This window comes from Streptomyces sp. NPDC034037 (assembly GCF_055575715.1).
The window spans coordinates 371,499-395,539 of sequence record NZ_JBVISC010000002.1 but is presented as its reverse complement, the minus strand read 5'-3'; the positions used below and the strand labels follow the sequence as shown (position 1 = coordinate 395,539).

17 protein-coding genes and 1 pseudogene are annotated in these 24,041 nt (G+C 68.4%); 5 read left to right on the top strand and 13 right to left on the bottom strand.

The features are described 5' to 3' along the window. Positions 1–306: 306 nt before the first annotated feature. The 7 genes from ACZ516_RS07500 to ACZ516_RS07470 all read right to left on the bottom strand — a co-directional run bounded on the left by ACZ516_RS07500 (position 307) and on the right by ACZ516_RS07470 (position 7,428). Positions 307–1,494: a hydroxymethylglutaryl-CoA synthase gene (locus ACZ516_RS07500; RefSeq protein WP_468748858.1), complete on the bottom strand. Its 1,188-nt coding sequence runs from the start codon at positions 1,492–1,494 to the stop codon at positions 307–309. Further along, complete coding sequence (locus tag ACZ516_RS07495) at positions 1,484–2,575, bottom strand: hydroxymethylglutaryl-CoA reductase (protein ID WP_468748857.1); 1,092 nt, start codon at positions 2,573–2,575, stop codon at positions 1,484–1,486. The genes ACZ516_RS07500 and ACZ516_RS07495 overlap by 11 nt, the downstream gene beginning before the upstream one ends. Beyond that, positions 2,575–3,657: a type 2 isopentenyl-diphosphate Delta-isomerase gene (fni, locus tag ACZ516_RS07490; protein ID WP_468748856.1), complete on the bottom strand. Its 1,083-nt coding sequence runs from the start codon at positions 3,655–3,657 to the stop codon at positions 2,575–2,577. Before fni ends, ACZ516_RS07495 begins: the two co-directional genes overlap by 1 nt. Next, positions 3,654–4,808 (bottom strand): phosphomevalonate kinase, encoded by a 1,155-nt coding sequence (locus tag ACZ516_RS07485; protein WP_468748855.1) that lies wholly within the window; start codon positions 4,806–4,808, stop codon positions 3,654–3,656. Before ACZ516_RS07485 ends, fni begins: the two co-directional genes overlap by 4 nt. Then, positions 4,808–5,809, bottom strand: coding sequence for a diphosphomevalonate decarboxylase (gene mvaD, locus ACZ516_RS07480; protein ID WP_469009023.1), 1,002 nt, complete (start codon positions 5,807–5,809; stop codon positions 4,808–4,810). The genes ACZ516_RS07485 and mvaD overlap by 1 nt, the downstream gene beginning before the upstream one ends. Next, entirely contained in the window at positions 5,796–6,851 is a 1,056-nt protein-coding gene (gene mvk, locus ACZ516_RS07475; protein WP_468748853.1) for a mevalonate kinase, read from the bottom strand. The genes mvaD and mvk overlap by 14 nt, the downstream gene beginning before the upstream one ends. Before the next feature lie 334 nt (positions 6,852–7,185). Next, positions 7,186–7,428 carry a phosphopantetheine-binding protein gene (locus ACZ516_RS07470; RefSeq protein WP_468748852.1) on the bottom strand — a complete coding sequence of 81 codons (243 nt, stop codon included), beginning with the start codon at positions 7,426–7,428 and terminating at the stop codon, positions 7,186–7,188. A 2,026-nt stretch (positions 7,429–9,454) separates the two neighbouring features. Here ACZ516_RS07470 and ACZ516_RS07465 point away from each other — a divergent pair. From ACZ516_RS07465 to ACZ516_RS07455, 3 genes and pseudogenes are all read left to right on the top strand, one after another. After that, positions 9,455–11,278: a carbamoyltransferase family protein gene (locus ACZ516_RS07465; protein ID WP_469009021.1), complete on the top strand. Its 1,824-nt coding sequence runs from the start codon at positions 9,455–9,457 to the stop codon at positions 11,276–11,278. Between the two features lie 391 nt (positions 11,279–11,669). Further along, a complete protein-coding gene (locus ACZ516_RS07460; protein WP_468748850.1) occupies positions 11,670–12,701 on the top strand; it encodes an IopA in 1,032 nt (343 codons plus the stop codon). Between the two features lie 112 nt (positions 12,702–12,813). After that, positions 12,814–13,260: pseudogene (locus ACZ516_RS07455) on the top strand (DUF5655 domain-containing protein); the annotation flags it as partial. Between the two features lie 357 nt (positions 13,261–13,617). Here the strand turns inward: ACZ516_RS07455 and ACZ516_RS07450 are convergent. From ACZ516_RS07450 to ACZ516_RS07440, 3 genes are all read right to left on the bottom strand, one after another. Then, positions 13,618–14,904, bottom strand: coding sequence for a low temperature requirement protein A (locus ACZ516_RS07450; protein WP_469009020.1), 1,287 nt, complete (start codon positions 14,902–14,904; stop codon positions 13,618–13,620). Between the two features lie 94 nt (positions 14,905–14,998). Continuing rightward, positions 14,999–16,435 carry an aldehyde dehydrogenase family protein gene (locus ACZ516_RS07445; RefSeq protein ID WP_469009018.1) on the bottom strand — a complete coding sequence of 479 codons (1,437 nt, stop codon included), beginning with the start codon at positions 16,433–16,435 and terminating at the stop codon, positions 14,999–15,001. A gap of 83 nt (positions 16,436–16,518) precedes the next feature. Then, on the bottom strand, positions 16,519–17,418 hold the full coding sequence (locus tag ACZ516_RS07440) for a zinc-binding dehydrogenase (RefSeq protein WP_469009017.1): 900 nt from the start codon (positions 17,416–17,418) through the stop codon (positions 16,519–16,521). Positions 17,419–17,711: 293 nt separating this feature from the next. Here ACZ516_RS07440 and ACZ516_RS07435 point away from each other — a divergent pair, with 293 nt between their 5' ends. Further along, entirely contained in the window at positions 17,712–18,284 is a 573-nt protein-coding gene (locus ACZ516_RS07435) for a TetR/AcrR family transcriptional regulator (RefSeq protein WP_469009015.1), read from the top strand. 416 nt (positions 18,285–18,700) lie between these two features. Here ACZ516_RS07435 and ACZ516_RS07430 read toward each other — a convergent pair whose 3' ends face one another. From ACZ516_RS07430 to ACZ516_RS07420, 3 genes are read right to left on the bottom strand one after another with little or no spacing between them, the layout of a single operon-like run. Continuing rightward, entirely contained in the window at positions 18,701–19,780 is a 1,080-nt protein-coding gene (locus tag ACZ516_RS07430; RefSeq protein ID WP_469009013.1) for a 3-oxoacyl-ACP synthase III family protein, read from the bottom strand. Then, entirely contained in the window at positions 19,777–21,621 is a 1,845-nt protein-coding gene (locus ACZ516_RS07425) for an acyl-CoA dehydrogenase (RefSeq protein WP_468748846.1), read from the bottom strand. Before ACZ516_RS07425 ends, ACZ516_RS07430 begins: the two co-directional genes overlap by 4 nt. Further along, a complete protein-coding gene (locus tag ACZ516_RS07420; RefSeq protein WP_468748845.1) occupies positions 21,618–22,703 on the bottom strand; it encodes an acyltransferase domain-containing protein in 1,086 nt (361 codons plus the stop codon). The genes ACZ516_RS07425 and ACZ516_RS07420 overlap by 4 nt, the downstream gene beginning before the upstream one ends. A 405-nt stretch (positions 22,704–23,108) precedes the next feature. On the opposite strand from ACZ516_RS07420, the gene ACZ516_RS07415 reads away from it, so the two are divergent. Next, the gene (locus ACZ516_RS07415) at positions 23,109–23,954 is read left to right on the top strand and encodes an SDR family NAD(P)-dependent oxidoreductase (protein WP_468748844.1); all 846 of its coding nucleotides are present in this window, start codon (positions 23,109–23,111) and stop codon (positions 23,952–23,954) included. The last annotated feature ends 87 nt before the right edge of the window (positions 23,955–24,041 follow it).

The window sequence follows — 24,041 nt, the reverse complement described above, 5'->3', positions numbered from 1 at the left end:
TGGAATCCACCAGGCCGAGGCGGACGCCGGTGAACGGGCGGTCTGCGTCAGCCCGGCGAACGTCAGCGACCGGGACGGCGCCGCGGTACTGCTGGCTCAGGGCGCGGGGAAGCCACGCGAGGCCGTGTTCGCCGTGGTTCCACACCGGTGGATGATCGAGCGACGTTGCTCCACCGCGCAACCAGAGCCCTGCCCTGAACGGGACTTCCCAGACACCCACTAGTCAGAACACCTGCGACGGCCATCTTCACGCAAGCGGCGTCCCCGTAGTACAGATGGCGTCGGCCAGTGGTCGTGCCCGTGGGGTCACGACGGGTTGCGGGCTATCTCGTATATGCGCTGGTGTTCCTGGATTCCCGCGAGCCGGTAGCGCCCTTGGGTGTGGTGAGGCAGCACGTGGTGACCACCGTCCGTGTGCAGGGGGCGGGTGCGTAGTTCGCGGTAGGTGCTGTAGTCGATTGGCCGACGTCGGGAGATTGCATCGCGATGGGTGGCCGTACGCAGGCCGGCTTGATAGTTGGTGGCGACCTGTCCGGTGAAGAACTCGGCGACACTTCCTGACCCGTAGCTGAAAAAACCCAGTGTTTCACCGGCAAGTTCTCCGTCTCCCTCCAAGAGAGCTCCCAGTGCGAGGTAGAGGGACGCGGTGTAGCTGTTGCCGACGACCTCGTTGTAGCGAGTGGTAGGGGCGATGGCATGCTCGACGGCGGCGGCATCGGCCTGCACTCCGGCTTGGCTCAGCAGGTGCTGGTGTGCCTTGAACGCCATCCGGGTGAAGGGCTGGTGATAACAGACCGTGTGGATCTTCTCGATCGGGAGGCCGTCGTGGTCCTGGTAGTCGCGCCATGCGCCGTCGACTGCCGCCAGGTAGGCGGCCAGCGACTTCTTTCCGTCAACGAGCGCGGTGGAGCGGTAGTTGGGGCGCCAGAAGTCCATGACGTCCTGGGTGTACAGGCCCGATGGACTGTTGATCTCTACGAGGGCAGGGTCGGCTGACACCAGCATGGCTGCTGCGGCGGCCCCTTGGGTGGCTTCTCCCGGAGTGTCGAGGTCGTAGCGGGCCACGTCACTGGCCAGGACGAGGACCTGCTGTGCCGGATCACGGTGGACCAGTGCGGACGCGAATTGGAGTGCTGCGGTTGCCCCGTAGCAGGCTTGCTTGAGTTCAACGACCCGCACTTGCGAAGGAAAGTCGAGCAGCGAGTGGACGTAGACGCCTGCGGCCTTTGATTGGTCGATGGACGATTCAGTGGCGAAGAGGACCGTGCGGATGCGGTCGGCGCCGTGACGTTCGATGATCGGTGCTGCTGCGTCGGCGGCCATGGTGACGATGTCTTCGTCGGCTGTGGGCACGCTCATTTCCTTCTGGCCGATGCCCCTGTGGTATTTGGCCACGCTGGCGCCGGTGTGCTTGCTGAGTTCGGCGTGGGTGAGCACGAGGCCGCCGGTGCTGAAGGATAGATCGTGGATACCGACGGTGGGGTCAGCGGACATGGTGATCTCCGTTGCTGCGTTCGAGTCGGTTGTGGGCTTTCATCAGTTCACCGGGATTGGTCTGAGCCGCCAGCAGCGACAGTTCGCCGCACAGCACGGTGGCGGCGGCGAGAACGGCGAGACGGCGTGCGTTGTCTCCGACCGGACGATCGTCGCGGCAGCCGAGCGCGGTGAGGGCCTGGTCGACGAAGTCGAGGCCTTTTCCGTTGCCGACCGTGCCGACGATGAGGTTGGGCAGCGTGCAGGAGAAGTAGAGATCGCCGTCGCAGTCCTGGGCGAGGGTGACGCCTTGCGATCCCTCCACGATGTTCGCGGCATCTTGGCCGGTCGCGAGGTAGAAGGCGAGCAACATGTTCGCGTAGTGGGCGTTGGCGGAGCGAATGCCTCCGGCCAGGAGCGTGCCCACCAGGTTTTTGTTGATGTTGAGTTTCACGATCCGGGCGGCCGTGGTGTGCAGGCGTTCGGCGACGAGCTGTTCAGGGACGCGAATTTCCGCGATCACGTTTTTGCCCCGGCCCAGGATGCCGTTGATGGCCGTGGCTTTCTTGTCGGTGCAGTAGTTGGCGGAGATGGAGCCGTAACTGATGCCCGGTACATGGGCGAGAAGGTGGCCGAGCAGGGCATCGGCCGCAAGGGTCGCCATGTTGTGACCGGCTGCGTCCCCGGTGGAGAATTCGAAGCGCAGATAGAGCAGCGGGCCGACGATCTCCTCCCGCACAGCCAGGAGTTCGGCGAAGCGGCTGGTGCTGCGGGTGATGTCACGCAGTTCGTCGATGCGCTCGTGTACGGCTCGTGCGGCGATGTGGGCAGCTTCCGCGCTGTCGGCTTCGACGAGGACGGAGCGGGTCATGCGCTCGTCCACGAGCGTGGCTGTGATACCCCCCTCGACCCTCCGGGAGATCAGTGCGCCGCGGCCCACGGACGACCAGAGGGGGGACTCGTAGGTGGCGAGCGGCACTTCGACCTCGGTGGTGGCTACGTTGCCCGAGATGCGCAGTGGTCCGACCCAGCGTTGGGGAACGTGCGCGGAGGCCGGCTCGCCTCGCGGGGTGGATTTTGTTGGGGTGGGGTGGTCGGTCATCAGAGGCCCTTCTGGGGGGCGGGTGTGTCGATGTCGCGCAGCGCGCAAAACTCGCGCAGGGATCCGGTCACCAGCACGTCGCAGTGGCTCAGGTCTGCCGGGGTGTGGGCGCCGAGGAGCGTCATGAGGGCGGTGAGGTGGTCCAGCCAGGTGCTGATCTTTTCGATGAGGGCGCTCACGCCGCCGTTGAGGAGGGTCGTGAGGAAGATCCCGGAAGCCCCGACGGCGTGGGCCCCCAATGCGAGCGCCCTGGCGACGTCGAGCGGGTGACGGACGCCCCCGGAAGCCAGGAGCGGCAGCCCGTGGTTGCGTGCGTCGAGAAGGGCCGCGGGGGTGCTCAGCCCCCAGCTCTCCAGGTAGGCGTAGTCGGCGTGTGGGCGGCGGCCGTTCTCGATCCGGGCGAAGTTGGTTCCTCCGCGCCCGGCCACGTCGGCGATGTGCACGCCGAGGTCGGCCAAGTGGGAGACGGTGTGGCCGCTGAGACCGAACCCGACCTCTTTGACGATGACCGGGACGTCGACTGCTGTGACGATGTGCTCGATGGCGGCGGGCCAGGTGCCAAAGGAGCGGTCACCTTCGGGCATGACGGTTTCCTGCACGGTGTTGAGGTGGATCTGTAGCGCGTTGGCGTCCAGCAGGGCGACGGCTCGGCGGGCTTGCTCCGCGGTGGCGGTGGTGTTGACGTTCGCCATCACGAAGCCCTGTGGGTTGTGGTGCCGTAAGGGGGTGAAGGTGTCGGCTGTGGACGGGTTCTTCAGGTAGGGGCTCATGGATCCGGAGGCGATCGGCACTCCGGTCTCGTGTGCGGCGATCGCGAGGTCGCGGTTGATCTCCCCGGTTCTTGTGCTGCCGCCGGTCATCGCGTTGATGTAGAGCGGTACCGGCCAGTCCAGTCCACCGAACTGGGTGCGCAGCAGGACCCTTTCGCGGTCGGTGCCTGCCAGAGCATGGTGAAGGAAGTTCACCTCGTCGAACTGACTGTGTACCCCGGCCATGGGGACAGGAGCGGCGCCGTTTTTCCCTACGTGTTCGTGCTGGGCGGCGGCGAGGCGTACATGGTCGTCCTTGCGTGATCCGCTCATTGCGATCGTCCTCGGTCGGAGATGAGGGGAGGGCGCGAGATGGGGCTATCGGCGGGGTTCAGGGGGTCGGTGACGTGCAGTGGCAGGGCGGTGATCCCGGCTGCTGCCCAGCGCGTTCGCAGGGCGTGGGCGGGGGCCGTGTGGGGCAGCAGGGCGATGCCGCAGTCGCCGCCGCCGGCGCCCGACGGTTTGCCTGCGCCGCCAAAGGCCTCGGCTGCTGTGCACAGCTGGGTGAGCTGCGGGGTGAAGATGCCGAGCTGGGTGTCCTGGTCGAGGCCGGCCAGGATGTGGCGTGCGTCGTGGATGGCGGCGAGAAGAGCCTCGGGGTCGCCTCGATCGAGCGCGTGCGTCGCTGTTGTCACGCAGCTCTCGCTGCGTGCGAGAAACCGGTGGAAGGCCGCGCTGCCCCACCACGCTGTGGGGGTGAGTTGGCTGACGCGCGCGGAGGTGGAGGCGGGAGTGCCGCTCCAGCCCGTGTGCAACGACAGGGCGTCCGGCGGCGGCAATGACCGTACGGAAAACCCGGGCCACCTGGCCTGCAGTGTCTGTGCCGGGCCGCTGCTTCTCAGGCTCTGCAACAGGCGTGCGCGATCCGGGGCCTGGTAGACGATCCAGCCGCCCCATGTGCTGGCTGCCAGGTCCGCACCCGAGGGACCCGCATCCCGGCGGATACTCGCCAGCAGGGCCACGCGGAAGCGCAACTCCGGCGACATCGGTACGCCGCAGAACTCCGTCAGGGCAGTCACGGCCGCGACCGTCACCGCACCACTGGAGCCCAACCCGATCTTGACGCCCTGTTCGTGCAGACCGCTGCGGACGGTCAGCCGCACAGGTGCAGGCGGCAGCGCGAGCTGCGCGCGCAGTTCGTCGACCACCTCCACGACGGAGACCAGATGGGACAGGGCCCCACCCAGGTGCGGGGTATCCGCCACATCCAGTGGCCGCAAACCCGTGCGGCCGCGGAGCAGCCGCACCTCGCGAGGCAGGAGATCGGTGGCCAGCTCCACCTCCCCGTCCAGGGGCGTAGAGGCGGAGACCGTGATGAAGCGATCCACAGCCACCACGATCGCTGGCTGCCCCGGCTTCAGTACGGCGTATTCCCCCGCGATGAAGAGCTTGCCCGGGGCCGTGTGCGTCACCGTCTGGGGCATCAGCAGGCCTCCGTTTGCAGCGTTGCCCCGGGCCCACTGCGGGCCACGACCGCCGAGCAGCCGGACCACTCGCGCAGTGCGACGGCCACACGCTCGGCGTCGGCTCCGCCGCACAACACTTTGACGTTGGGGCCGGCGTCCATCGTTGCCCAGGCCGGCAAGCCTGCCTTCCGCATGCGGCGCACCTCCTCGAGCACCCGGTGCGAGGCGGGGGTCAGGTATCGGACGGGCGGCACCGCGCTCTCCATGGTCTGGTGCATGCCGAGGGCGTTGCGCTCGGCGATCTCGCCGACGGTAGCCAGGTCGTCGGTCTCCAGTGCCTGGCGCATCACGTTGAGGTCGGTACGGGTTGTCGCGAGCCAGTCCTGGAAGTGCGGGGAGGTCGTCACCGTCCTTCGCATGGCCTCGCGGCTGGAGACCGGCTTGGGTCCGGTCTCCACCAGGACGACGACCAGCGCGAGGTCCAGAGTGGCGTTCACGAGGGGCTCGGCGTAGGAGGCGAGGTCGGGATCGGTGGCGTTGGGCGCACCCGCATGCCAGAGGACGAAACCCCCGAAGAGGGAGCGTGCGGCGGACCCGGAGCCTCTGCGGGCCAACCTGGACAGCGATCGGGGCTCAAGGGGCAGGCCGAAGGCGCAGGCCGCGGCGAGGGCGAGGGCCGCGAATCCGCTGGCGGATGAGGCCAGCCCGGCGCCGACCGGCACAGTGTTACGGGTTTCCACCGCGGCGCGCTCGGCCTTCCCGGACCGCTCTCGTACGAGGTCCAGGAAGTTGGTGATCCGCCGCAGCATCTCGCCCTCGGCAACGGCCCCGTCGACGATCACCAGGTCCTTCGTGGCGCGAGGGCTGAGGCGGACCTCGGTGGTGGTGGGGAAGAGATCCAGGGTCAGTGACAGGCTGTCGGCGCACGGAAGGATGAGGCGCTCATCGCGTTTTCCCCAGTACTTGACCAGTGCGATGTTGGGGTGGGCCACGGCGATCGCGCCGTCAGGACCGAACATGTCCCTCTCCTCTCGGCAGAGGGGCCGTCCAGGAGCGCAGGGAGTGTTCGCGGACGAAATGGGCGGCCAGTGCGTCGGCTGCGTGTTCGGTGGTTGTCAGGGCGATCACGCAGCCGCCGAGTCCTCCGCCGGTCATCTTCGCGCCGAGCGCGCCGGCCCTCAGCGCGGCTTCCACCAGGTGATCGGTGCACTGGGTGGTCAACTTCAGGCCGGCGAGCAGCGCGTGGCAGTCCGTGAGCCTGCGGCCCAGTGATTCCAGGTGGCCCCGCTCCAGGTCCAGCAGGGCCTGGCGGGTGAGTGCGGCGGAGCGGTCGAGGAAAGACTTACGGCGAGCGGGATCTCGCGAGAACCTCTGCCGCAGCATGCCGACGGCTTCCTTGGTGGATGCGCCGCTCCCGCTGTCCACCACGACGAGCCAGGAGTCAGCGCACACCGGCGGGACGCTGATCCGCCCTTCTGCCAGCAGTACGGGCCCGCTGCTGCCTGTGGTCCACGCGTCAATGCCGCTGGCTTGGCCATGCGCTGCGGTCTCGGACAGCTGTATGTAGCGGAAGACGGTGTCCGCGCTCAGCTCCAGCCCGAAGAGGTCGTCCAGCGCGAGGGTGAGGGCGCGGGCGGAGGCCGCGCTGGAGCCGAGGCCCCGTGCGAGCGGCACGCCGCTCTCCAGATGCACGTCCACCCCGGGCAGGACCGGCAGTCCTGTCTGCCTCAGGACGGCTTCGGTGAGTGTCACCACCCCCTCGGGGACCGGGCTTTCCGCGGTGTGCGGCAGCGGACCCGTCAGGCCTGCCGGCACGCCGGGTGGGGCAGCCACCAGGCGAAATCCCAGCACTCCGCATCCGCCCCGGTCACGGCGGGCGACGCGGGCCCGGCACCCCAGCCGGGGCACGGGCAGCGCCACGGCCGGAGCCCCGTAGACCGCGGCGTGCTCTCCCAGCAGGATGACCTTCCCATGAGCCAGCCCCGTGCCGGTGTCCCGCCGATCGGTGTCCCGGGCGGTCCCCGGCGACGACGGCGAGCACTGTTCCTGTTCAGCGGTCATGAGCGTTCCGCGTCATGCCCACCGCATGTCCCGCATGCGGGGACCGGCCCGGTCGGCAGCCGTCGCTCTCCCGCACGGGGACAGGCAGCAGGTGTGGTGGTGAGGAGGATTTCCAGGGCTATCTCGGAGCAGGTACGAATGTCGACGAGGTTGCCGGCCTCTGCCGGGAATATTGACGTTGCGTTCATGCTCGTTGATCCTTCTTGTCTTGGTGCGGTCTGGTGCCCCGGGCTAGGTGGGCCGCTCACGTGCTGCGTGCCGGCGTGCCGGGCAGGTGTCGGCACATCGCCTGGACTTTGACTTGCCAGATCCGGAGACCGGGCGGTGGCTTACGTCACGCGGTCTGTGCGATTTCCACGCATCGGGAGATGGTTGTGCCGTCTGCGTTGAGCAATTCGTCATCGATCGGCTTGCCCAGCGCATTTTGTAGCTGCTGTGCCAGTTCCGTGATCTGGAGGGAGTCGAGATCGAGATCCTCCAGAAGCCTGTGTTCCGGGTGGATACTTTCGACGGGCCTCTCGGCTAGGACGGCGACAATGTTCTGAACCTGTATCAACGTGTTCTGCTTGGTGGTCATGCCTTTCTCCTTCATTGGGCACGCTAGTGGCCCACGCCATGGGTTTAGTACAGTCGAATGTCAAGGGGCACAGAACGACTTGCGTCGCGTGTGGCGGACAGCGTCCTTTCATCAACTACTCGGGGAGTCGATGCCGAACCTGCCAGAAAAGAGGTCCAGACGTGCACGTGTTGACGGCCGTGAGTGTTTTGTCGAAGGAGTGGCCGCGCCGGCGAGGAGCCCCGTGAATACGCTTCTCGATTACGGTCTCAGCTGTTCCGATGATTCTGGTGCCCTAGGATGTCCGCACCGAACTAGGCGAGCCCGTTCAATCCGTGAATGCGTTGAACGCTTGTGAACGCGCGAAGTGACGGCCATCGCCTTGGCCCTCGGTGGGCCCTGATGGCAAGTGCCCTCTCACTGCAACGGACGGTGCGGTCGGCTGGACGACAGCTGCACCGCTCCATGCTGTGCGGGTCCTGCTGCTCCCTCGGGCACCGCCTCGCAGTTGGCGGGAATCGCGGTGCCGAAGGACATCGGCAGAGCAGAGCATGTTGCACCGAACCTCTTGACGCGTTCCGGTGAGAAACCCAGGGCGGGCCGCCACCGCGCCGCCGCACGCCAGGAGGCGGCATGTCAGAACGCGCGGCCGCAGCCAGGAACTCACCGTGTTCCTGGCGCAGGCCGGCTGCTCGGCTGGTGAACTCTGGCCCAGGCGGCCAACTGCCGGAGCAGAGCCGCAGCGCCCATCGACGTCTGTCTCAGTCTTCGCCGCGCACGACATTCCATTCTGGGGTCTGCTCAGCGGACGGCGCTGTGGCTTCGTCCCGGGGCACCCGGGCAGGGATATGCATACGCACCTTGCCCACCGGGTCGGCTGAAGGGGCAGCCTCGCCGCTGTCCATTCTGTTGATCGGCGGCCGTGCCCTGCGCTCCGGTGTGGCAGTGACAGTCTCATCCCGATTCATTGGATCCTCGTTTCTCTTCCCTGTGAGAGCGCTGATGCCTCGGCCGCAGGGAGGTACACGGCAGACCACCCGGGGCGGCCGGTGTCCTGAACGGGGAAAGGAGAGGCTACGAGGCTACGGAGCCGCCCGCACCGATTGCTGTGCCGGGCGACGTACGCGCCACTCTCCAACGAACTCCTCCCGTCGGCCGGTGCAAGCACCCACCGCTTGTCTCTTCTCTCCGCAGGAGCGGAGAAAAGGCGGGCTCAGGTGGTGGGCTACTTCTCCGGGTTCCCCGCAGTCCCAGCATCGAACGCAGACAGAACCAAGCAGAGCGTGCAAGCGTTGAACACGTATATCCCTGTGAGCCAGTGCCGCGCCCCGGCAGGAGTCACGTACCGAGCCGCAGCCGAGATTTGCGGGACAAGCGAGTTCCCGCCGTGGCGCTCGGTGGCAGCAAGGGTGAGCCTGTGGGGGCCTCTTTGTCTTTTGCCAAGTGAGGCGTGGGGTTCGGGGTAGGGCCCGTTCGACCCCGCCACGTCAGCCGTAGTGCGGGCGAGCGCGGCGGGACGGATGCCCTGGTGGCGTGATGAAGGTCGACATGCCGAACTGCACGGCCCATCCGCCCTGTCGGGCCTGCCTGTCAGGTCTGCCTGGTGCGGTTCAGCCGCCACCTGCGTCTCAGAACCGGTCCGGAGAACCTGGGCCGCCTACGCCAGGCCTGATACGGCCTGTGCAGATGCTTTCCCCCAACCTACGATTTCATCGGTGGTGCGGTGAACATGCGAGCCACCGGGGCGGCCTGGGCACCAGGCAGGAGCGTCCCGCACGGACGGGTGCTGAGGAGGTCGGTTCGATGCCTCGCAAACGGTTCCGCCGGAGGATCTTCGCTTTCCTCCGGCGTCGACGCCGGCACAGGAAGCGCTCCGATGACCGGTCGATCTATCCGATGTTCTAGAAGTGGACGAGAACGAGGATCGAAACCTGTGCTGATCTTGGTGGGAACGAGTGGACGGCGGTGGAGCGTGCGGGCCATGGCAGGCCATCGCTGCCGTGGGGCACGCGCGCACGCGATACTTCCAGGCTGAGAAGGAGTTCGCGTGATTGCCCCAGTCCTCGGCATCTCCGCCTATTACCACGACAGCGCCGCGGCGCTCGTCGGGGAAAATATCGTGGCCGCTGCTCAGGAGGAACGATTCACCAGACGTCGCCACGAGCCGTCCTTCCCCACCCGGGCCGTCCGCTACTGCCTTGAGGAGGCCGGAGCCGCGCTCAGCGATCTGAGCACAGTCGCCTACTACGAGGACCCGGTGCGCAAGTTCCATCGAGTATTGTGGACGTACGCTGGAGTGGCCCCCCGCGGCTGGACCTCTTTCCGCCGGGTGTTCCCGCAGTGGATGAGCTGGAAGCTGCGGATGCCGGCCACCGTGCGGGAGCGGTTGAGGGAGCTGGATCTGGGCGCGGTGCCGCCAGTGGAGTGCTTCGGGCACCACGAGTCGCACGCGGCGTCGGCGTTCATCCCCAGTCCGTACGATTCTGCGGCCGTGCTGTGCGTGGACGGGGTGGGGGAGTGGACGACCACGTCGATCTGGCGGGGTGCCGGGAACCGCGTCGAGCCGGTGGCCGAGTTGCGCTTCCCCCACTCGCTCGGCCTGTTGTACTCCGCCTTCACCGACTTCTGCGGGTTCAAGGTCGACTCTGCGGAGTACAAGCTGATGGGCTTGGCTCCGTACGGCAGGCCGACGTATGCGCCGCTGATCCGCGAGCGGCTGATCGACGTCAAACCTGACGGCTCGTTCCGGCTGAACACTCGCTGCTTCGAGTTCCTGTACGGCCGGGTGATGACCGGGCGCAGGTTCGAGGAGTTGTTCGACGGACCCCGGCGGCAACCCGAGGGTCCGCTGACCGAGCGCGAGTTCGACCTCGCCGCGTCCGTCCAGAAGGTCACCGAGGAGGTCATGTACAGGCTCACGGCCACCGCGCGCGAGCTGACCGGGGAGTCGAAGCTGTGCCTGGCCGGTGGCGTGGCGCTGAACTGCGTGGCCAACGGCCACCTCCTGGACAGCGGAGCGGTGGACGAGGTCTGGGTGCAGCCCGCGGCCGGAGACGCGGGCGGCGCGCTCGGCGCCGCACTGCTGGCCCGGCGTCCAGGACGCGACCACGTCAGCCACGGGGCCGACGCCATGCAAGGTGCGCGGCTGGGTCCGGGGTACGACGACAACCGGATCGGAGAGTACCTGGACGCCCATCAGCTCCCCTACGTGCGGCTGGGTACGCGGGACCTGTCCCGTCGGGTAGCGGCCGCACTCGCCGATGGCAAGGTGGTCGGCTGGTTCCAGGGGCGGATGGAGTTCGGTCCGCGCGCGCTGGGCGGCCGGTCGATCCTGGGCGACGCGCGGAACCCGGCGATGCAGTCGATGATGAATCAGAAGATCAAGTTCCGCGAGTCCTTCAGGCCGTTCGCGCCCGTCGTACGCGCCGAGGACGCGGACCACTACTTCGATCTTCGCCAGCCGAGCCCGTACATGCTGCTGGTCGCGCCGGTCGCCCCACGGCAGCGGCGGGCCGTGCCGGAGTCGGACGGCATCCGCGGGCTGGACCTGCTGCGCGTGGAACGCTCGACGATCCCCGCCGTCACGCATGTGGACTTCTCCGCCCGGATCCAGACCGTCACCCGCGAGGGCGACCCCGCTCTGCACCGGCTGCTGTCCGACTTCAAGGCCCGTACCGGCTGTGCGGTGCTGGTGAACACCTCGTTCAACGTGCGGGGCGAGCCCATCGTCGCCGCGCCCGAGGACGCGTACCGGTGCTTCATGCGCACCGATATCGACCTGCTCGCCCTCGGCTCCTTCCTGCTGGACAAGAACGCCCAGCCGGTGTGGACCGAGGAATGCGACTGGCGGGACCACGTCCCGCTCGACTGACGAACGCGACCGTCTACGAAAGCCGGGACCCCATGAAACTCCTGGTACGTGCGTGCGGGGTAGTACTGGCCGCACTGGTCTACGTGCTGTTGGTCCTGCCGGCCGGGCTGGTCGCCCGCCTGGTCCGGGACCCGCTGCGACGTCGCCCGGACCCGGGCGCGCCCAGTTACTGGATCCACTTCGACGCGGGCGCCTCCGGTCAAGGGGCAGGGGCGGCATCCGCTGGGGGTCGATGACCCCTGCCGACGGCACACGCACGGCATGGCGCAGTGCTGGGAAGCCGGGCCCGAGACCACCTGTCCCTTCCCGCTCATCCTGCGGTCCCGCCGCCACGCCGCCCCGTGACCACACGCCAGCAGTCCGACCAACCGGCAAGGACGCAGGAGGCACCATGGAACAGCAGGAGCGCCTGATCCCCTATATGAAGCACTACATGGAGTTCGCCATGGCCGACATCCGGTGGTTGCCGTATGTCGTCTATTTCAACCGGACCGGCTGCACCTCGCCCGTCATCAACACCGACTCCGCGGGGTTCCGCGTCTCCCACGGCCCCGAAGGGCCACGCTCACTCCAGGACGCGCCTCCCACCGGCGCAGTCAGTGTGCTGATCGGCGGATCGCTCACGTTCGGCCTCGGAGTCAGCAGTGACGAGCACACCATCGCCTCCGTCCTCGGCCGGGACCCGGACGGCCCGACATGGCTCACCCTCGCCGCCCCGGGATTCAACTCCACCCAGGAAGTCGTACTGTTCCTGCTGCACCGGCACCAGCTCACCGCCGTACGCGACATCGTCGTCCTCTCCGGCCTCAACAGCCTTGTCGTGGCGGGGCTGCCCGCGGCGACGGCGGACTACGGGCAGTTCTTCTGGTCCGGGACGTTCCTGCGCCAGATGGGAGTTCCCGAACAGAAGCAGCCGGACTGGGCGCTGGGCCGTCGCGCCGCGGCGCGACGCCTCTTTCGCCGCATTGCGAGGACAGGCGGTGCGCCGGACGCCCCGCCGACCCTGGAGGCGGCCGCACGCGTCGAACTCGCCGCCCGCACCACCGCCCGGGATCTGGCCCGGCTGTGCGAGCTGGCCGCGCCCACCGGCGCCCGCGTGCACTTCGTGCTCCAGCCCGCCCTCGCCTGGACCGGCAAGCCCCCGAGCCCGGAGGAGAAGGCACTGATCGAGGAGAACAACCAGGAGCGGCGGCAGATGTGGGACCTGTTCAACGAGGTCCTGGTCCCATCGGTCTACCCGGCCTACAGCGAGCGGCTGGCAGCCGAATGCGCGGCCCTCGACGTCCCGTATCTGGACGCCAACCCCGCGTTGGCCGCCGGCCGGACCGCTGACGACTGGCTGTTCGTGGACCAGGTCCACCTCAGCGACGAGGGAAGCCGCGTGCTCTCCCAGATCATCACGGCCGAACTCGACCGCACCTGAACGCCCGGGAGCCCGAGTCGGCGCGGCGCCGCGAACTCCACCGGATGACCCAGCCCGGAATGTCCCTCTCGCGGCATTGGTGGATGGATCATGATCAAGTCGATCGCGAGCAATAAGGCTGCGGCGTCTCGTTGAGACGCCTATGGAGACGCTGTTGGGCGTCCGGTTCCTGGAGGGCGAGTACAGCACCGGGCCGGTGCACACGGGGCGGATCGACTCGCTGGGGCTGGACGAGAACGGATCCCCGGTCATCGTGGAGTGCAAGGGCGGTGTCGACGCCGGCGCCATCAACCAGGGCCTCTTCCATCTGACATGGCTGATGGACCACCGGGCTGAGTTCGAACACCTGGTCCGCTACCGACGCCTCGGCAACGACCTGCTCGGCCTCGCGGCCGTTGCGTCCATGAGCGGCGGCAGTCAGGTCGCGTGCGGGGGCCGTCGGCGGGCGGTTGCGCGAACGGCGGACCACGTCCAGGACGCGTCGATGGAGGAGCTGGCGAGCGCGGCCGGCGAGGTTCTGCTCGGGCTCGGGGACGGGGTCAACCGTGTTGAGGGCAAGCACGGGTCGGGCGACTTGGATGCGCCGTGAGAATGCTCTGACCGTGCTCCGCGCCATTCTGGTGCCGCAGGCCCGGTGCCGCTGATGGTGACACCTGTCGTGCTCTGGCTCAGCTGGGCCACCCGGCGGGGTGACGTGCGGTCGAGGCCCCCGTGCCGATCGGCGGGGGGCTCGTTGAGCCGGCGTGACCACCATGCAGGAGGCTTCAGCACCGACCGGGCGAAGGAGAAGAACCGCTCACGCGTTGGTGAATTGGTTGTTCCGGCCCTGTCGGCCGACCGCGTCGGTGCAGGGGTGTGGGGGTACGAACCGGATGCTGACTGTGAAGCAGTTGGAGCCCGGTGTTCCGACGGTGAGTCAGTGGTCCTGTGAGGCGACGCTGTTCAGCATGTGCTGTTGGTGGCGGTGTCCGATTGTTTCGTAGCCGATCACGGTGACGAAGGGGGCGAGCATGACGATGAGCAGGCACACCGCGGTGGCGACACCGGCCGCGGAGAGCAGGACCGCCACGGCGAGCACGGCGAGCGTGAGGCCGATGAGCAGCAGGTGGAAGCGGTCCGCGGAGGAGAGCAGCAGGGTGTGCAGGAGATAGACCATCAGCAGGTAAAGGCCGACGGGGAGCGCAAGGGACAGGACGACGGCGGCGCCGCCGATCTTCGCGTGGTGTTCCAGGTGCAGCCCCGCCACGTGGAGCCCCGCCCCCGCTCCGGCGATGCCGATGTAGAGGGGGATGTGTCCGTAGCCGAAGAGGTATCCACGGTTGCGGCGGTGGGCGAGGATGTCGCCGAAGGGCGTGGTGAAGTACACCCACCACATGCCAAAGGTCAGGCCGACTCCGGCGACGACAACGGCGACGGCGTTCGCGCTCCACCGCGTTCCGTCCGCGCCGCCCAGGAGTTCGCCGGACGAGGCGATGGTGCCGACGACGCCTTCGCCGAGGGTGATGATGGCGAACAGGCCGTAGCGTTCGGCAACATGGTGGGGGTGCCAGGGGGTCCCTCCCGCGCGGCCCTGGGTGAGGAGCGGCAGCGCGAGTTCCAGCACTCCGAGCACGACGAACGCGGCCAGCACGGCGGCGAGCGGCGGCTCGGTGAAAGCGACGGCGATCCACCCGGTCTGGGCGATCATGGTCCAGCGGATGTTGGCCGTCCCGACCTTGCGGAAGGGGGGAGACTCCCGGGCCGCGCGCCACCATTGCGCGACCATGGCGATCCGCATCACGACGTAGCCGATGACCATGGCCCGCAGTTCGAGGTGATCGCCCTCTTCGAGGGAGTGGAACAGCGCGGGGAGGCCGAGGGAGAAGACGACGACGCCGATCATCTGGAGCATCGTCAGGGCCCGGTAGAGCCAGTCGTCGGTGGCGAAGGCGGAGGCGAACCAGCTGAAGCTGATCCAGGCGACGCTGATCGCGAACATCGCCAGTACGAACGCGATGACCGCCTGGGTGGCGTGGCCTTCGGCGAGCATCTCGGCGAACTGGGACGCCGCGGTGCCGACGGCGACCACGAAGGTCAGGTCGAACAGCAGCTCCAGTGGTGAGGCGACCCGGCCGTGTTCCTCCGGGTCACGGCCGCTCATCGGTACCAGGCGGTGCGACAGTCCGCTGTCGCCGGCGGCGCTGGTTGCGTGGGAGTCACTCATGCGCCGCATGATGCCCGATGCGGAGACGCTGACGGTCCGTCGCCGCGCGGCGACGGACCGGGCGTAGGCGGGTCCGGGGCGGAACGGAGGCATGTCAGGTATCCACTCCGACGATGGACTTGGTCTCCAGGTATGCGTCGATGCCGAAGTCGGCCCATTCGCGGCCGTTGCCGGACTGCTTGTAGCCGCCCCAAGAGGTATTGAAGTCGAAGTCGGCGTCGTTGATCAGGACGTAGCCGGTGCGCATCTTCTCCGCGACCGTGCGGGCTTGGCGCACGTCGGTTCCGGTGACATAGCCGCACAGGCCGTAGGGGGAGTCGTTGGCGATACTGACGGCGTCCTCGACGCTGTCGTAGGCGATGACGGACATGACGGGGCCGAAGATTTCTTCGCGGGCGATGGTCATGTCGTTGGTGACGTCGGCGAAGACCGTGGGCTTGACGAAATGCCCGCCTGTCAGCGCGTCGGGCAGCTCGGGCTTGCCGGGGCCTCCGGCGATGAGCCGGGCGCCTTCGTCGATGCCCTGGTGGATGTAGTCCTGGACGGTGTCCCACTGGTCGGCCGAGATGACGGGCCCCATGAAGGTGTCCTCCGCACGGGGGTCGCCGACTTTCAGTCCCGCGACCGCCGTGGTCAGGGCGGTCAGGAATTCGTCCAGGCGCGCACGTGGCACCAGGGTGCGTGATGCTGCGCCGCAGGTCTGTCCGCTGTTGCCGAGCGCGTACAGGACCGCCGTGTGCACGGCGGTGTCCAGGTCTGCGTCGGGCAGCACGATCTGCGGCGATTTGCCGCCGAGTTCCGTGACGACTCTTTTGGCCGTGGGGGCCGCTGCGGCCACCACGCCGACCGCGACCGGTCCGGAGCCGGTGAAGGAGATCATGTCGATCTGCGGGTGCGCGTTCAGCGTGTCCCCAATGACCGAGCCGCGGGCCAGGACGAGGTTGAACACCCCCGCGGGGACCCCGGCCGCCTCCAGGATCTCCGCCAGCAGTACGGCCGAATACGGGGTCAGCTGGGCCGGCTTGAGGACGATGGTGCACCCGGCGGCGAGGGCGGAGGCCACCTTTCCGGCGGGCTGGAGGGCGGGATAGTTCCACGGCGTGATCATCGCGCACACGCCGATCGGCTCTCGCCGGATCCACGTGCGTCCGCGTCGCTCCACCATGTCCAGGTCGCGCAGAGCCTGCGCTGCATGGTGGAACTGGGACTGGCCGGAGGGGACGTGCAGGGAGCGGGAGAGGGCCAGCGGGGAGCCCAGCTCGGCGGTGACGGCCTGTGCCATGTCCTCGGCCCGGCGGGCGTACTCGGCGCCGACGGCTGCCAAGAGAGCCACACGCTCGGCGGTCGTGGTGGCTCCGAACGCGCGGAAGGCGCGCCGGGCCGCGGCGACCGCCCGCTCGACGTCGGCGACACCACCCAGGGCGACGCGGCCGCTCGGCCGGCCGGTGGCGGGATCACTCAACTCAAGGACACTGCGCTCCACCGGTGCGCTCCAGCGTCCGTCCACATACAGGTTGTGCAACTCACGCATGACAGCCTGCCTAGCTTCACGGAGGGGAAAACGAGAGGCCGGACGGCGGCGGCCCGCTGCCGTCCGGCCTCCGGGACTGTTCGTCAGCCGTTGGCTGCGGGCGTGAACACTCCGCGGAAGCGCATCTTCCCCGAGGCGAGCCGGTCGTAGGCTTCAGTGGCCTGATCCAGGGAGAAGGTCTCCAGGATCGGCTTGACCTTGCCCTTCGCGGCGAGGTCCAGGACCTCGCTGAGGTAGTGCTGGCCGCCATGGGTGGACCCGATGACCCGCTGGCGCATCATGTGGAACGGCACGCCCTCGGAGGAGATGGAGAACGGCTTGCTGAAGTCCAGGCCGCTGAGGACCACACGACCGCTCACCCGCAGCCCCGCCATGGCCTTCTCCGCCACGTCGAAGGCATTGGTCGTCACCAGCAGGACATCCGCGCCGCCGAGCTCGGTGAGTTCCTCGCCGCTCGCCACGACGTGGTCGGCGCCCAGCTGGAGCGCCAGGTCGTGCTTGTCGGGGGAGTGGGTGATCGCGACGGTCTCGAAGCCGGACGCCTTGGACAGCTGCAGTGCCACGTGCCCCAGGCCACCGATACCCACCACGGCGACCTTCTCGTGCGGCTGGGGGGACGCGTCCCGCAGACCGCTCCAGGTGGTGTATCCGGCGCACATCATGGGCGCGGCGTCCTGGTAGGACAGTCCGTCGGGCAGCAGCACGGTGCCCTCGGCGGCGATCGCGATGTACTCCGCGTGTCCGCCCTGCGCCGAGAATCCCGTGGTGCGCGGCGCGGCGCAGTTCATCGCCGTCTGCCCGGTCAGCGGCCGATTCTCACGGCAGTAGGCGCAGCGGCCGCAGGCGGACTGCACCCACGTCGTACCGACCCGGTCACCGGCCTGCCGACTGTGCACGCCGGCGCCCACCTCGACGACCTCGCCGACCACCTCGTGGCCGGGCGTCTGGGGGTAGAGGTCTCCTCCGTAGCCTGGGTGGACCATACGTCCGTGTAGCACATGCCTGAAGCGTGCACCTTCACCAGTACCTGTCCGGGTTCCGCCGTCGGGGTCGGGATTTCATGGACCTCCCACGGCTTGTTGGCCCCAGTCATCACTACTGCCTTCATGGCCTGCTCCTTGCGCGATGTGTGCTGCGGGTCCGCGCGCTCTGCCGCGGGGCAGAGACCGGTTCCGCCTGAGCCCAGAAGTAACCATCTAGGTAGATACACCGAAGTCCGGACCGCCGAATAGTTCAATAACTAGATAGTTACCTCTGGTGCTCCTACACTTCTGCCATGCCACCGGACGCCACCGCCACTAAGAGACGCCTGCTCGAGGCCGCATACCACGAGTTTGCCGACTACGGGCTGGCCGGTGCCCGCGTGGACCGCATCGCCGAGAGCGCGCAGGTCAACAAGCGCCTGATCTACGTCCACTTCGGCAACAAGGGCGAGTTCTTCGACCTGGTGGTCGCGCGGAGCCTGGCCGACCTCGCCGAAGCCGTCCCCTTCACCGCGGACGACCTGCCCGGCTACGCGGGCGCACTCTTCGACTACCTGCTCCAGCATCCCCAGGTTCTCCGTCTGACCGGCTGGGCGCAACTGGAGCGCCCCGAGCCCACCGCGGCCGAAATCGACGCCTACCGCCCCAAGATCGAGGCCCTCGCCGACGCTCAGCAGCAGGGCATCGTCACCAGCGGCGTCGCCCCAGCGGACATCCTCGCCCTGGTCCTTGGCCTGATCACCGCCTGGGCCGCCGCCTCACCCGCCCTGAGATCCCTGGCTCCCCAAGACGCCTGGTCGCCTGAGCGCATCGTGGCTCACCGCGCCGCGATGACAGCCGCCGTAGAGGCCCTGACCGCCTCCTGACGTCGCAACGCGAGCCGAGGAACGGACACCACCTTGCCCGGCGTGCACGCGTTCACCCTGGGCCCGCCGCCCGGGGCCTGGGCCGTTTTCATTCTCTTGCGCGGTTCATGTTCCGGCCGGATGGCGCTGTACTCCGGTTCACCGCTCTTGCGTACGCGGAGCAGCGATGCGGGCGGCGCGCCTCATCGGTGGCATGCGGCAGCGGAATTGCCCGTGGTCCGCACAGCCGCGCGGTGGTCCGCAACCGCCAGATCCTTGCCCCCGGTCCCAAGGAGAAGGTGGGCGAGTGCCTCGGCAAGCGGCCAAAGGCCCGATCAACCCCACCACGGGCTGGCCTCGATCCCGGGCCGTCCGAGAGCATCGTCGCGCTGGTCAACACCGGAGTGCAGGACATTCTCAGTACTGACAACACATGATCAGCAGCTGATCGGCGGCCCCGCTGAGGGCACGGATTCAGTTTGCAAGTCAGTCTGCAAGTCAGTTACTGATGCCGCGCCAGTCCACGTCAGCAGGGCGTAACCCCACGTCAGGCCGGCGCCGAAGACGGCGATGAGGACGCGGTCACCTGGGCGAAGCAGGCCTCGGGCGGCGGCGGCCGCCAGGGCGTAGGGCGCGCTGGCGGCGCCGATGTTGCCCACTTCGTCACCGACGATGACGAGGCGGTCGGACGGGATTCCGATGCGCTCCCCCAGATCACGCAGCAGTACGGGGTTCGGCTGGTGGGTGACTATCAGGTCGAGATCGGTCAGTTCGAGCCGGCTGTTCTTCAGGGCGTCCTCGACGAGGCGAGGGAAGACGTCGGTGATGAAGTCGCGGACGGCCCGGCCGTCCATGTGGACGTTGTGGGCGCCCTCCCGTACGGTCCGGTCGGTCGCGGGGCGCCGGCTGCCGCCTGCGGGAATGAGCACGTGGTGCGCTCCCGTCCCGTCTGAGCCGAGCTGGAAGCTGGTGAAGCCGCCGTCCGTCACCGGCCCCAGCACCGCCGCTGCGGCGCCGTCACCGAAGAGCACTGCCGTGCCCCGGTCGCTCGGATTGAGGAATTTCGAGTACGTCTCGACGCCGACCACTGCGGCGTAGCGGGCGGTGGGGTCGCCGCGCAGCCAGTTGTGGGCAACCCGGGTGCCGAACAGCCAGCCCGAACAGGCGGCGCTGACATCGAAGGCGACAGCGTTGCGGGCGTTGACGCGTGCTTGGACTCGGCAGGCTGTTGCCGGTCCGAGCTCGTCGGGTGTGGAGGTGGCGGAGATGAGAACGCCGATCTCCTCGGGGGCGATGCCGGCCGCGGCCGCCGCCCGGCACACCGCGGTGCTTGCGAGATCCGAGGCGGCCTCCTGGGAGCCGGCGATGTGCCGGGCTCGCACTCCGGTCCGCTCGGTGATCCACTCCTGGGTTATGCCGAGGGTGTCGGCGACCTCTGCGTTGCTGCGTCGGGCGCGCGGCAGATAGGTGCCGAGTCCCAGGACGCCGATGGTGGGGGGCGGTGTGTGGCGCGTCATGCTGGTCCTCCGTGGTACCAGGTGAGCCGGCTCGCCAGCGAGTCGGCGAAGTTGTCGTGGCTCAGCGGGGGTGATGCCAGCCCCGGTGGGGGGCCCATGGCCTGCGTGAGCTGGTGCAGATGGGGCAGTAGCCGGTCGCACAAGTCGTCCGCGATCGATGGCAGCCGGCGTACGGCGGCGATGCTGAGGAGGCGTGTCTCCATCAGGGTGTCGGCCAGCTGTTGCGCCTGCTGGACGGCGTGCAGGGCGGCGAGATCGCAGAGCACCGTGCGTAGACATGGATCCGCCACGCAGTCGAGCGTCTCGGCGACGTCCCGGGCGAGCAGGTTCTGTGCGTGGACCTCGCCGAGCAGCCGAGTGCGGTGCAGCAGCGGGTTCCAGAGATCGAGGCCGCAGAGGCCCGCGTTCGCGCGCCGGTTCATGTCCTGCCGGAGTTCCTCGCACAGCAGGCGCTGCAGGGCCTCGACGATGGGCTGCCACCACCAGGGATCGTCGAACTGGGCGCGCTGGGGCCGCATGGCCTCGCCGAGCGGCAGTTCCGGCTCGGCGATCAAACGCTGCCCCGTGTCGAGGAAAATCAGCTGGTTGTCACCCCCGGCGCTCTCGAAGGCCTGGGCAAGTCCTAGATACGGGTGGAAGGCATTCACGTCCATCAGGCCGGGCAGGCCGAGGCGGTGCATGCACACGGCGGCCACCCGGCGCGCCCCGCGCACGGTAAGGGCCTTGTAGAGCGCGAGGGACGGGTCCACCGCGGCCCACGGGGAGAAGGTCATGCCCGGTATGTCGGGAGAGGGGCGCGTCGCGTCGGCGGGTTCCGTGCTCAGGCCACGGGCTGCGCGGGCACCTGCGGTCAGGGCGAAGGCTTCGCTCAGGGCGCCCAGGACGGCCTGCTGCTGCGTGCGGTATGTCAGCAGCGGCCGGCCAGGGGCGAGCCGGCCGTTGGAGAGCCGGGTGGAGCAGGCCCGCGTGGCGGCGACGGCCGCTGCCCGGGCTGTCGCGGCCATCGCCGAAGGCAGCGACGACCATAGGGACCGGCCGACGGACAGGGTGCGTTGGAGCCTGCTGTCCTGGCTGTTCAGGGGGTCATGAAAGGCCCCCGACGGGTCGATCCACGCGGTGTCGCGCAGCCACCGCTCGTACGGTACGGCCAGTCGGTCGAAGTGGACCAGCGCGTAGTCCAGCGGTAGCGAGGAGACGTCCACCCGGCTGGAGATGCGGACGCCGGGGACGGGCCCGGTCTCCTCGGAAAGGTCGACGAGGAAGGAGAACACCCCGCAGTCCGCGCCCGCGACCCTGACCCGGGCGCAGACCACGGCTGTCTGGGGGGTGTGACGGGCGCCGACTGCGGAGAATTTGGCCGCGTCAGAGTCCGGGGTGCGCAGGACGAAGCGACGGGTGGCGAGATCGAAGTCGGCGGTGGTCCGCACGCCGAGGTGACTGCCGGCCTGACCGACTTCGGTCACCATGAAGACCCCCTTGCGCCGGCCCGTCTGGAGCTCTTCGACAGGCCCCGCGAGTTCCGAAGGGCTTCCGGCCAGCGTCAGCACAGAGCCGAGACAGAGGATGTAGTGCGAGAGCACAGCCATGTACAGCGAAGGATCCGCGACTGCGGTGTACGAGCTGAGCAGCGACATCTGCGGTAGATCACGAAGGAGTTGCGCGGCGGACGGCAGGGTGCCCGCCAGCAGGCCGAGGCGGCACCGGAGCTCCTCGCCCGGGCGCGCCCGAGGAGCCAGGGGGGTGGCCAATGCCCCGGCAATGGCCAGGCGCTGTTGTTCCGTGCACGCATCCTCACCCGTGATGTGGGTGAACGCCTCCTGGTAGGCGGTGAGGGGGATCATCGGGCGTCACCCAGCTCGGCACGGGCCGCGGGCTCTGACGGTTGGAGGGGGACGGGCGGCGTGTGCGCTTGGGGGGACCGCCGCCAAAGGAATCCGGCTTCGCGCAGCGGATTGAAGGCGGTCACGAGGTCATCGGGGAGGGTGCGCCGGACGTTACGGGTCAGGGCCTGGCCGGTGCCGATCTCCAGCACGACCGCCGGGGAGGTGACCGCGGTGCCGAGGGCGACCGGCAAGCGCGCGGGCAACACCAGGCAGTTCGCCAGCCCGCGCGCCAATTGGTCCGGGGCGGTGTAGAGACCGTTGACCGCCGAGTGCACGGGCACATCGGGGGCCCGCACCGGGAACCGTCCGACGAAGTCACGAAAGGCGTCAGCCGCGTCCGAGAGCGCCGGATGATGGGCCAGTACATTCAGCCGCAGGCGGCTTACCGGGATGCGCCGAGCGGCCGCCAGTTGTTCCAGTTCGGCAACCGCTGCGACCGGACCGCTCACCACGGTCTCGCCGGGGTCGTTGACACACGCCAGCGCGAGCTCCCCCTGAGAGCTGGTGGCGAGCAGTCCGGCCGTGACCCGTTCACCGGCGCCGACGAGAAGCATCGCCCCGCGTGAGCCGGCCATGTATTGGGCGAGCCGACAGGCGAGGCGGGCGCCGGCGGTCACATCCAGGGCGCCGGCCGCCACCAACGCCGGGATCTCTCCGAAGCTGACCGCCACCAATCGGTCTGGGGGGCCGTGCACAGCACACAGTGCTCGATGGAGAGCTACGGAGACTGCGTACAGCACCAGTTGAGAGGTCCCTGTGGGTGCCGCCGCCAGCTCGCGGCCGCTGGGTGGCCTCGGCCCCAGGAGAGACGCGCCGACTGGTGGAACGCCCTCCTCGGCCCCTGCTGGATCGGCCAGCTTGAATACGTCCCGTATGGCGTCGCGCACCACGGGGTTCTCGTGCATCGCGCGCACAAGCGTGCTGACGGAGAAGTCTCCCTGACCGGGAAACGCGTGTACCACTTCGGCCCGCAATTCCTGCCGGGACGCTTTCTTGGCGGACGCCTTCTTCCTTACTGCAGCGGGCTGCACCTTTCCCATCTCGTTCTCCCGTCTTCCCAGGAAACTGGGTGTTGCCGCATCTGGAATCCTCCCGAAGAACCTCTGCTGGACCATCCGGGTAGGCCCCGCGCTGACGCGCCGCTAGCCGCTGTCCGGCGCCGCGCATATCCGGATCGGCCGACCGGGGGGCGAGTTATTCCGGGGGCGGCACAAGCATCGTGTGTCCTGAAACGACCTCGCGAGGCAACTGCGGCCCGGACGATCCGTGAATATGTTGAACCTTGTTCTCTTCGATCTCTCATGCCGGTATTTCAACACGTTCAACAGGCGGCCCGGCATGTCGCACAAGTGCCAGGGGGAAGAGGATACGAGACCGTCGCCGCCCAAGGTGAAGTCCCTGTAAGCGCAGAAGTATCAGGCGGCGCAAAGGCCGGAGGGGATCACATGAATTCGTCCTATTCCTATCGACTGGACGGGGCCCGTGCCCTGGTGACGGGAGCCTCGCGGGGCATCGGTGCGGCCATCGCCGAAGCTTTCGCTGCTGCTGGGGCTCAGGTGGTGCTCGCAGCACGCAGCCGGGAAGCCAGTCGGCGTACCGCAGAACAGATCCGGGAAAAGATGCCGGATAGCCTCAAAACCCACCAGATAGCAGGCGACCTGGCCGACCCCGCCGTGGCACCGCGACTGGTGGACGAGGCGGTTGAGTTCCTGGGCGGCCTCGACGTACTGGTCCACAGCGCGGGCGTCCTGCCATTGGACCCGCAGGGCAATCCGGTCTTCAAACCGCTCGCCCTGTCCACCGTCGAGGAGTGGGAACCCGTCCTGGCGGTGAACCTCAGCGCCACCGTCGCCCTGTGCCGTGCCGCCCACCCCCATCTGCTGGAGTCGGAACGGCCCAGCGTCCTCCTGGTGTCATCCGTGGCGGGCCTCATCGGTGTGCCGACCATGGAGGCCTACGGGGTGACGAAATCCGCCCAGGTGTCCCTGGCGCGTTCACTGGCAACCGGGTGGGCCGCGCAGAACATCCGCGTCAATGTGCTCTGCCCCGGGTGGGTGCGCACCGATATGACGGCCAGCGTGCACGGCAACGAGATGTTGTCGGGCCTGCTGCTGCAGCACGTTCCCATGGCTCGCTGGGCGGAGCCGGAGGAAGTGGCCGGGCCGGCCGTATTCCTCTCCTCGTCGGCGGCTTCCTTCATCACCGGGCACGCTCTCGTCATCGACGGCGGCCTGTCGGTCCCACACGGCGGTCTCGCCAACATCCCCACCGGACCCGCTCCGGCCGCCTGACGCATCGCATATCCGTATCGCGCACTTGCTGCGCGACGGCCTCCGCCCTTTCCCCCGACAGGAGTTGACCGATGACCGCTCGGAGCC

Excerpts from the sequence above, each read along its gene's own strand:
- ACZ516_RS07500 (WP_468748858.1), bottom strand. The coding sequence starts at position 1,494 with ATGTCCGCTGACCCCACCGTCGGTATCCACGATCTATCCTTCAGCACC.
- ACZ516_RS07495 (WP_468748857.1), bottom strand. The coding sequence starts at position 2,575 with ATGACCGACCACCCCACCCCAACAAAATCCACCCCGCGAGGCGAGCCG.
- fni (WP_468748856.1), bottom strand. The coding sequence starts at position 3,657 with ATGAGCGGATCACGCAAGGACGACCATGTACGCCTCGCCGCCGCCCAG.
- ACZ516_RS07485 (WP_468748855.1), bottom strand. The coding sequence starts at position 4,808 with ATGCCCCAGACGGTGACGCACACGGCCCCGGGCAAGCTCTTCATCGCG.
- mvaD (WP_469009023.1), bottom strand. The coding sequence starts at position 5,809 with ATGTTCGGTCCTGACGGCGCGATCGCCGTGGCCCACCCCAACATCGCA.
- mvk (WP_468748853.1), bottom strand. The coding sequence starts at position 6,851 with ATGACCGCTGAACAGGAACAGTGCTCGCCGTCGTCGCCGGGGACCGCC.
- ACZ516_RS07470 (WP_468748852.1), bottom strand. The coding sequence starts at position 7,428 with ATGACCACCAAGCAGAACACGTTGATACAGGTTCAGAACATTGTCGCC.
- ACZ516_RS07460 (WP_468748850.1), top strand. The coding sequence starts at position 11,670 with ATGGAACAGCAGGAGCGCCTGATCCCCTATATGAAGCACTACATGGAG.
- ACZ516_RS07450 (WP_469009020.1), bottom strand. The coding sequence starts at position 14,904 with ATGAGTGACTCCCACGCAACCAGCGCCGCCGGCGACAGCGGACTGTCG.
- ACZ516_RS07445 (WP_469009018.1), bottom strand. The coding sequence starts at position 16,435 with ATGCGTGAGTTGCACAACCTGTATGTGGACGGACGCTGGAGCGCACCG.
- ACZ516_RS07440 (WP_469009017.1), bottom strand. The coding sequence starts at position 17,418 with ATGGTCCACCCAGGCTACGGAGGAGACCTCTACCCCCAGACGCCCGGC.
- ACZ516_RS07435 (WP_469009015.1), top strand. The coding sequence starts at position 17,712 with ATGCCACCGGACGCCACCGCCACTAAGAGACGCCTGCTCGAGGCCGCA.
- ACZ516_RS07430 (WP_469009013.1), bottom strand. The coding sequence starts at position 19,780 with ATGACGCGCCACACACCGCCCCCCACCATCGGCGTCCTGGGACTCGGC.
- ACZ516_RS07425 (WP_468748846.1), bottom strand. The coding sequence starts at position 21,621 with ATGATCCCCCTCACCGCCTACCAGGAGGCGTTCACCCACATCACGGGT.
- ACZ516_RS07420 (WP_468748845.1), bottom strand. The coding sequence starts at position 22,703 with ATGGGAAAGGTGCAGCCCGCTGCAGTAAGGAAGAAGGCGTCCGCCAAG.
- ACZ516_RS07415 (WP_468748844.1), top strand. The coding sequence starts at position 23,109 with ATGAATTCGTCCTATTCCTATCGACTGGACGGGGCCCGTGCCCTGGTG.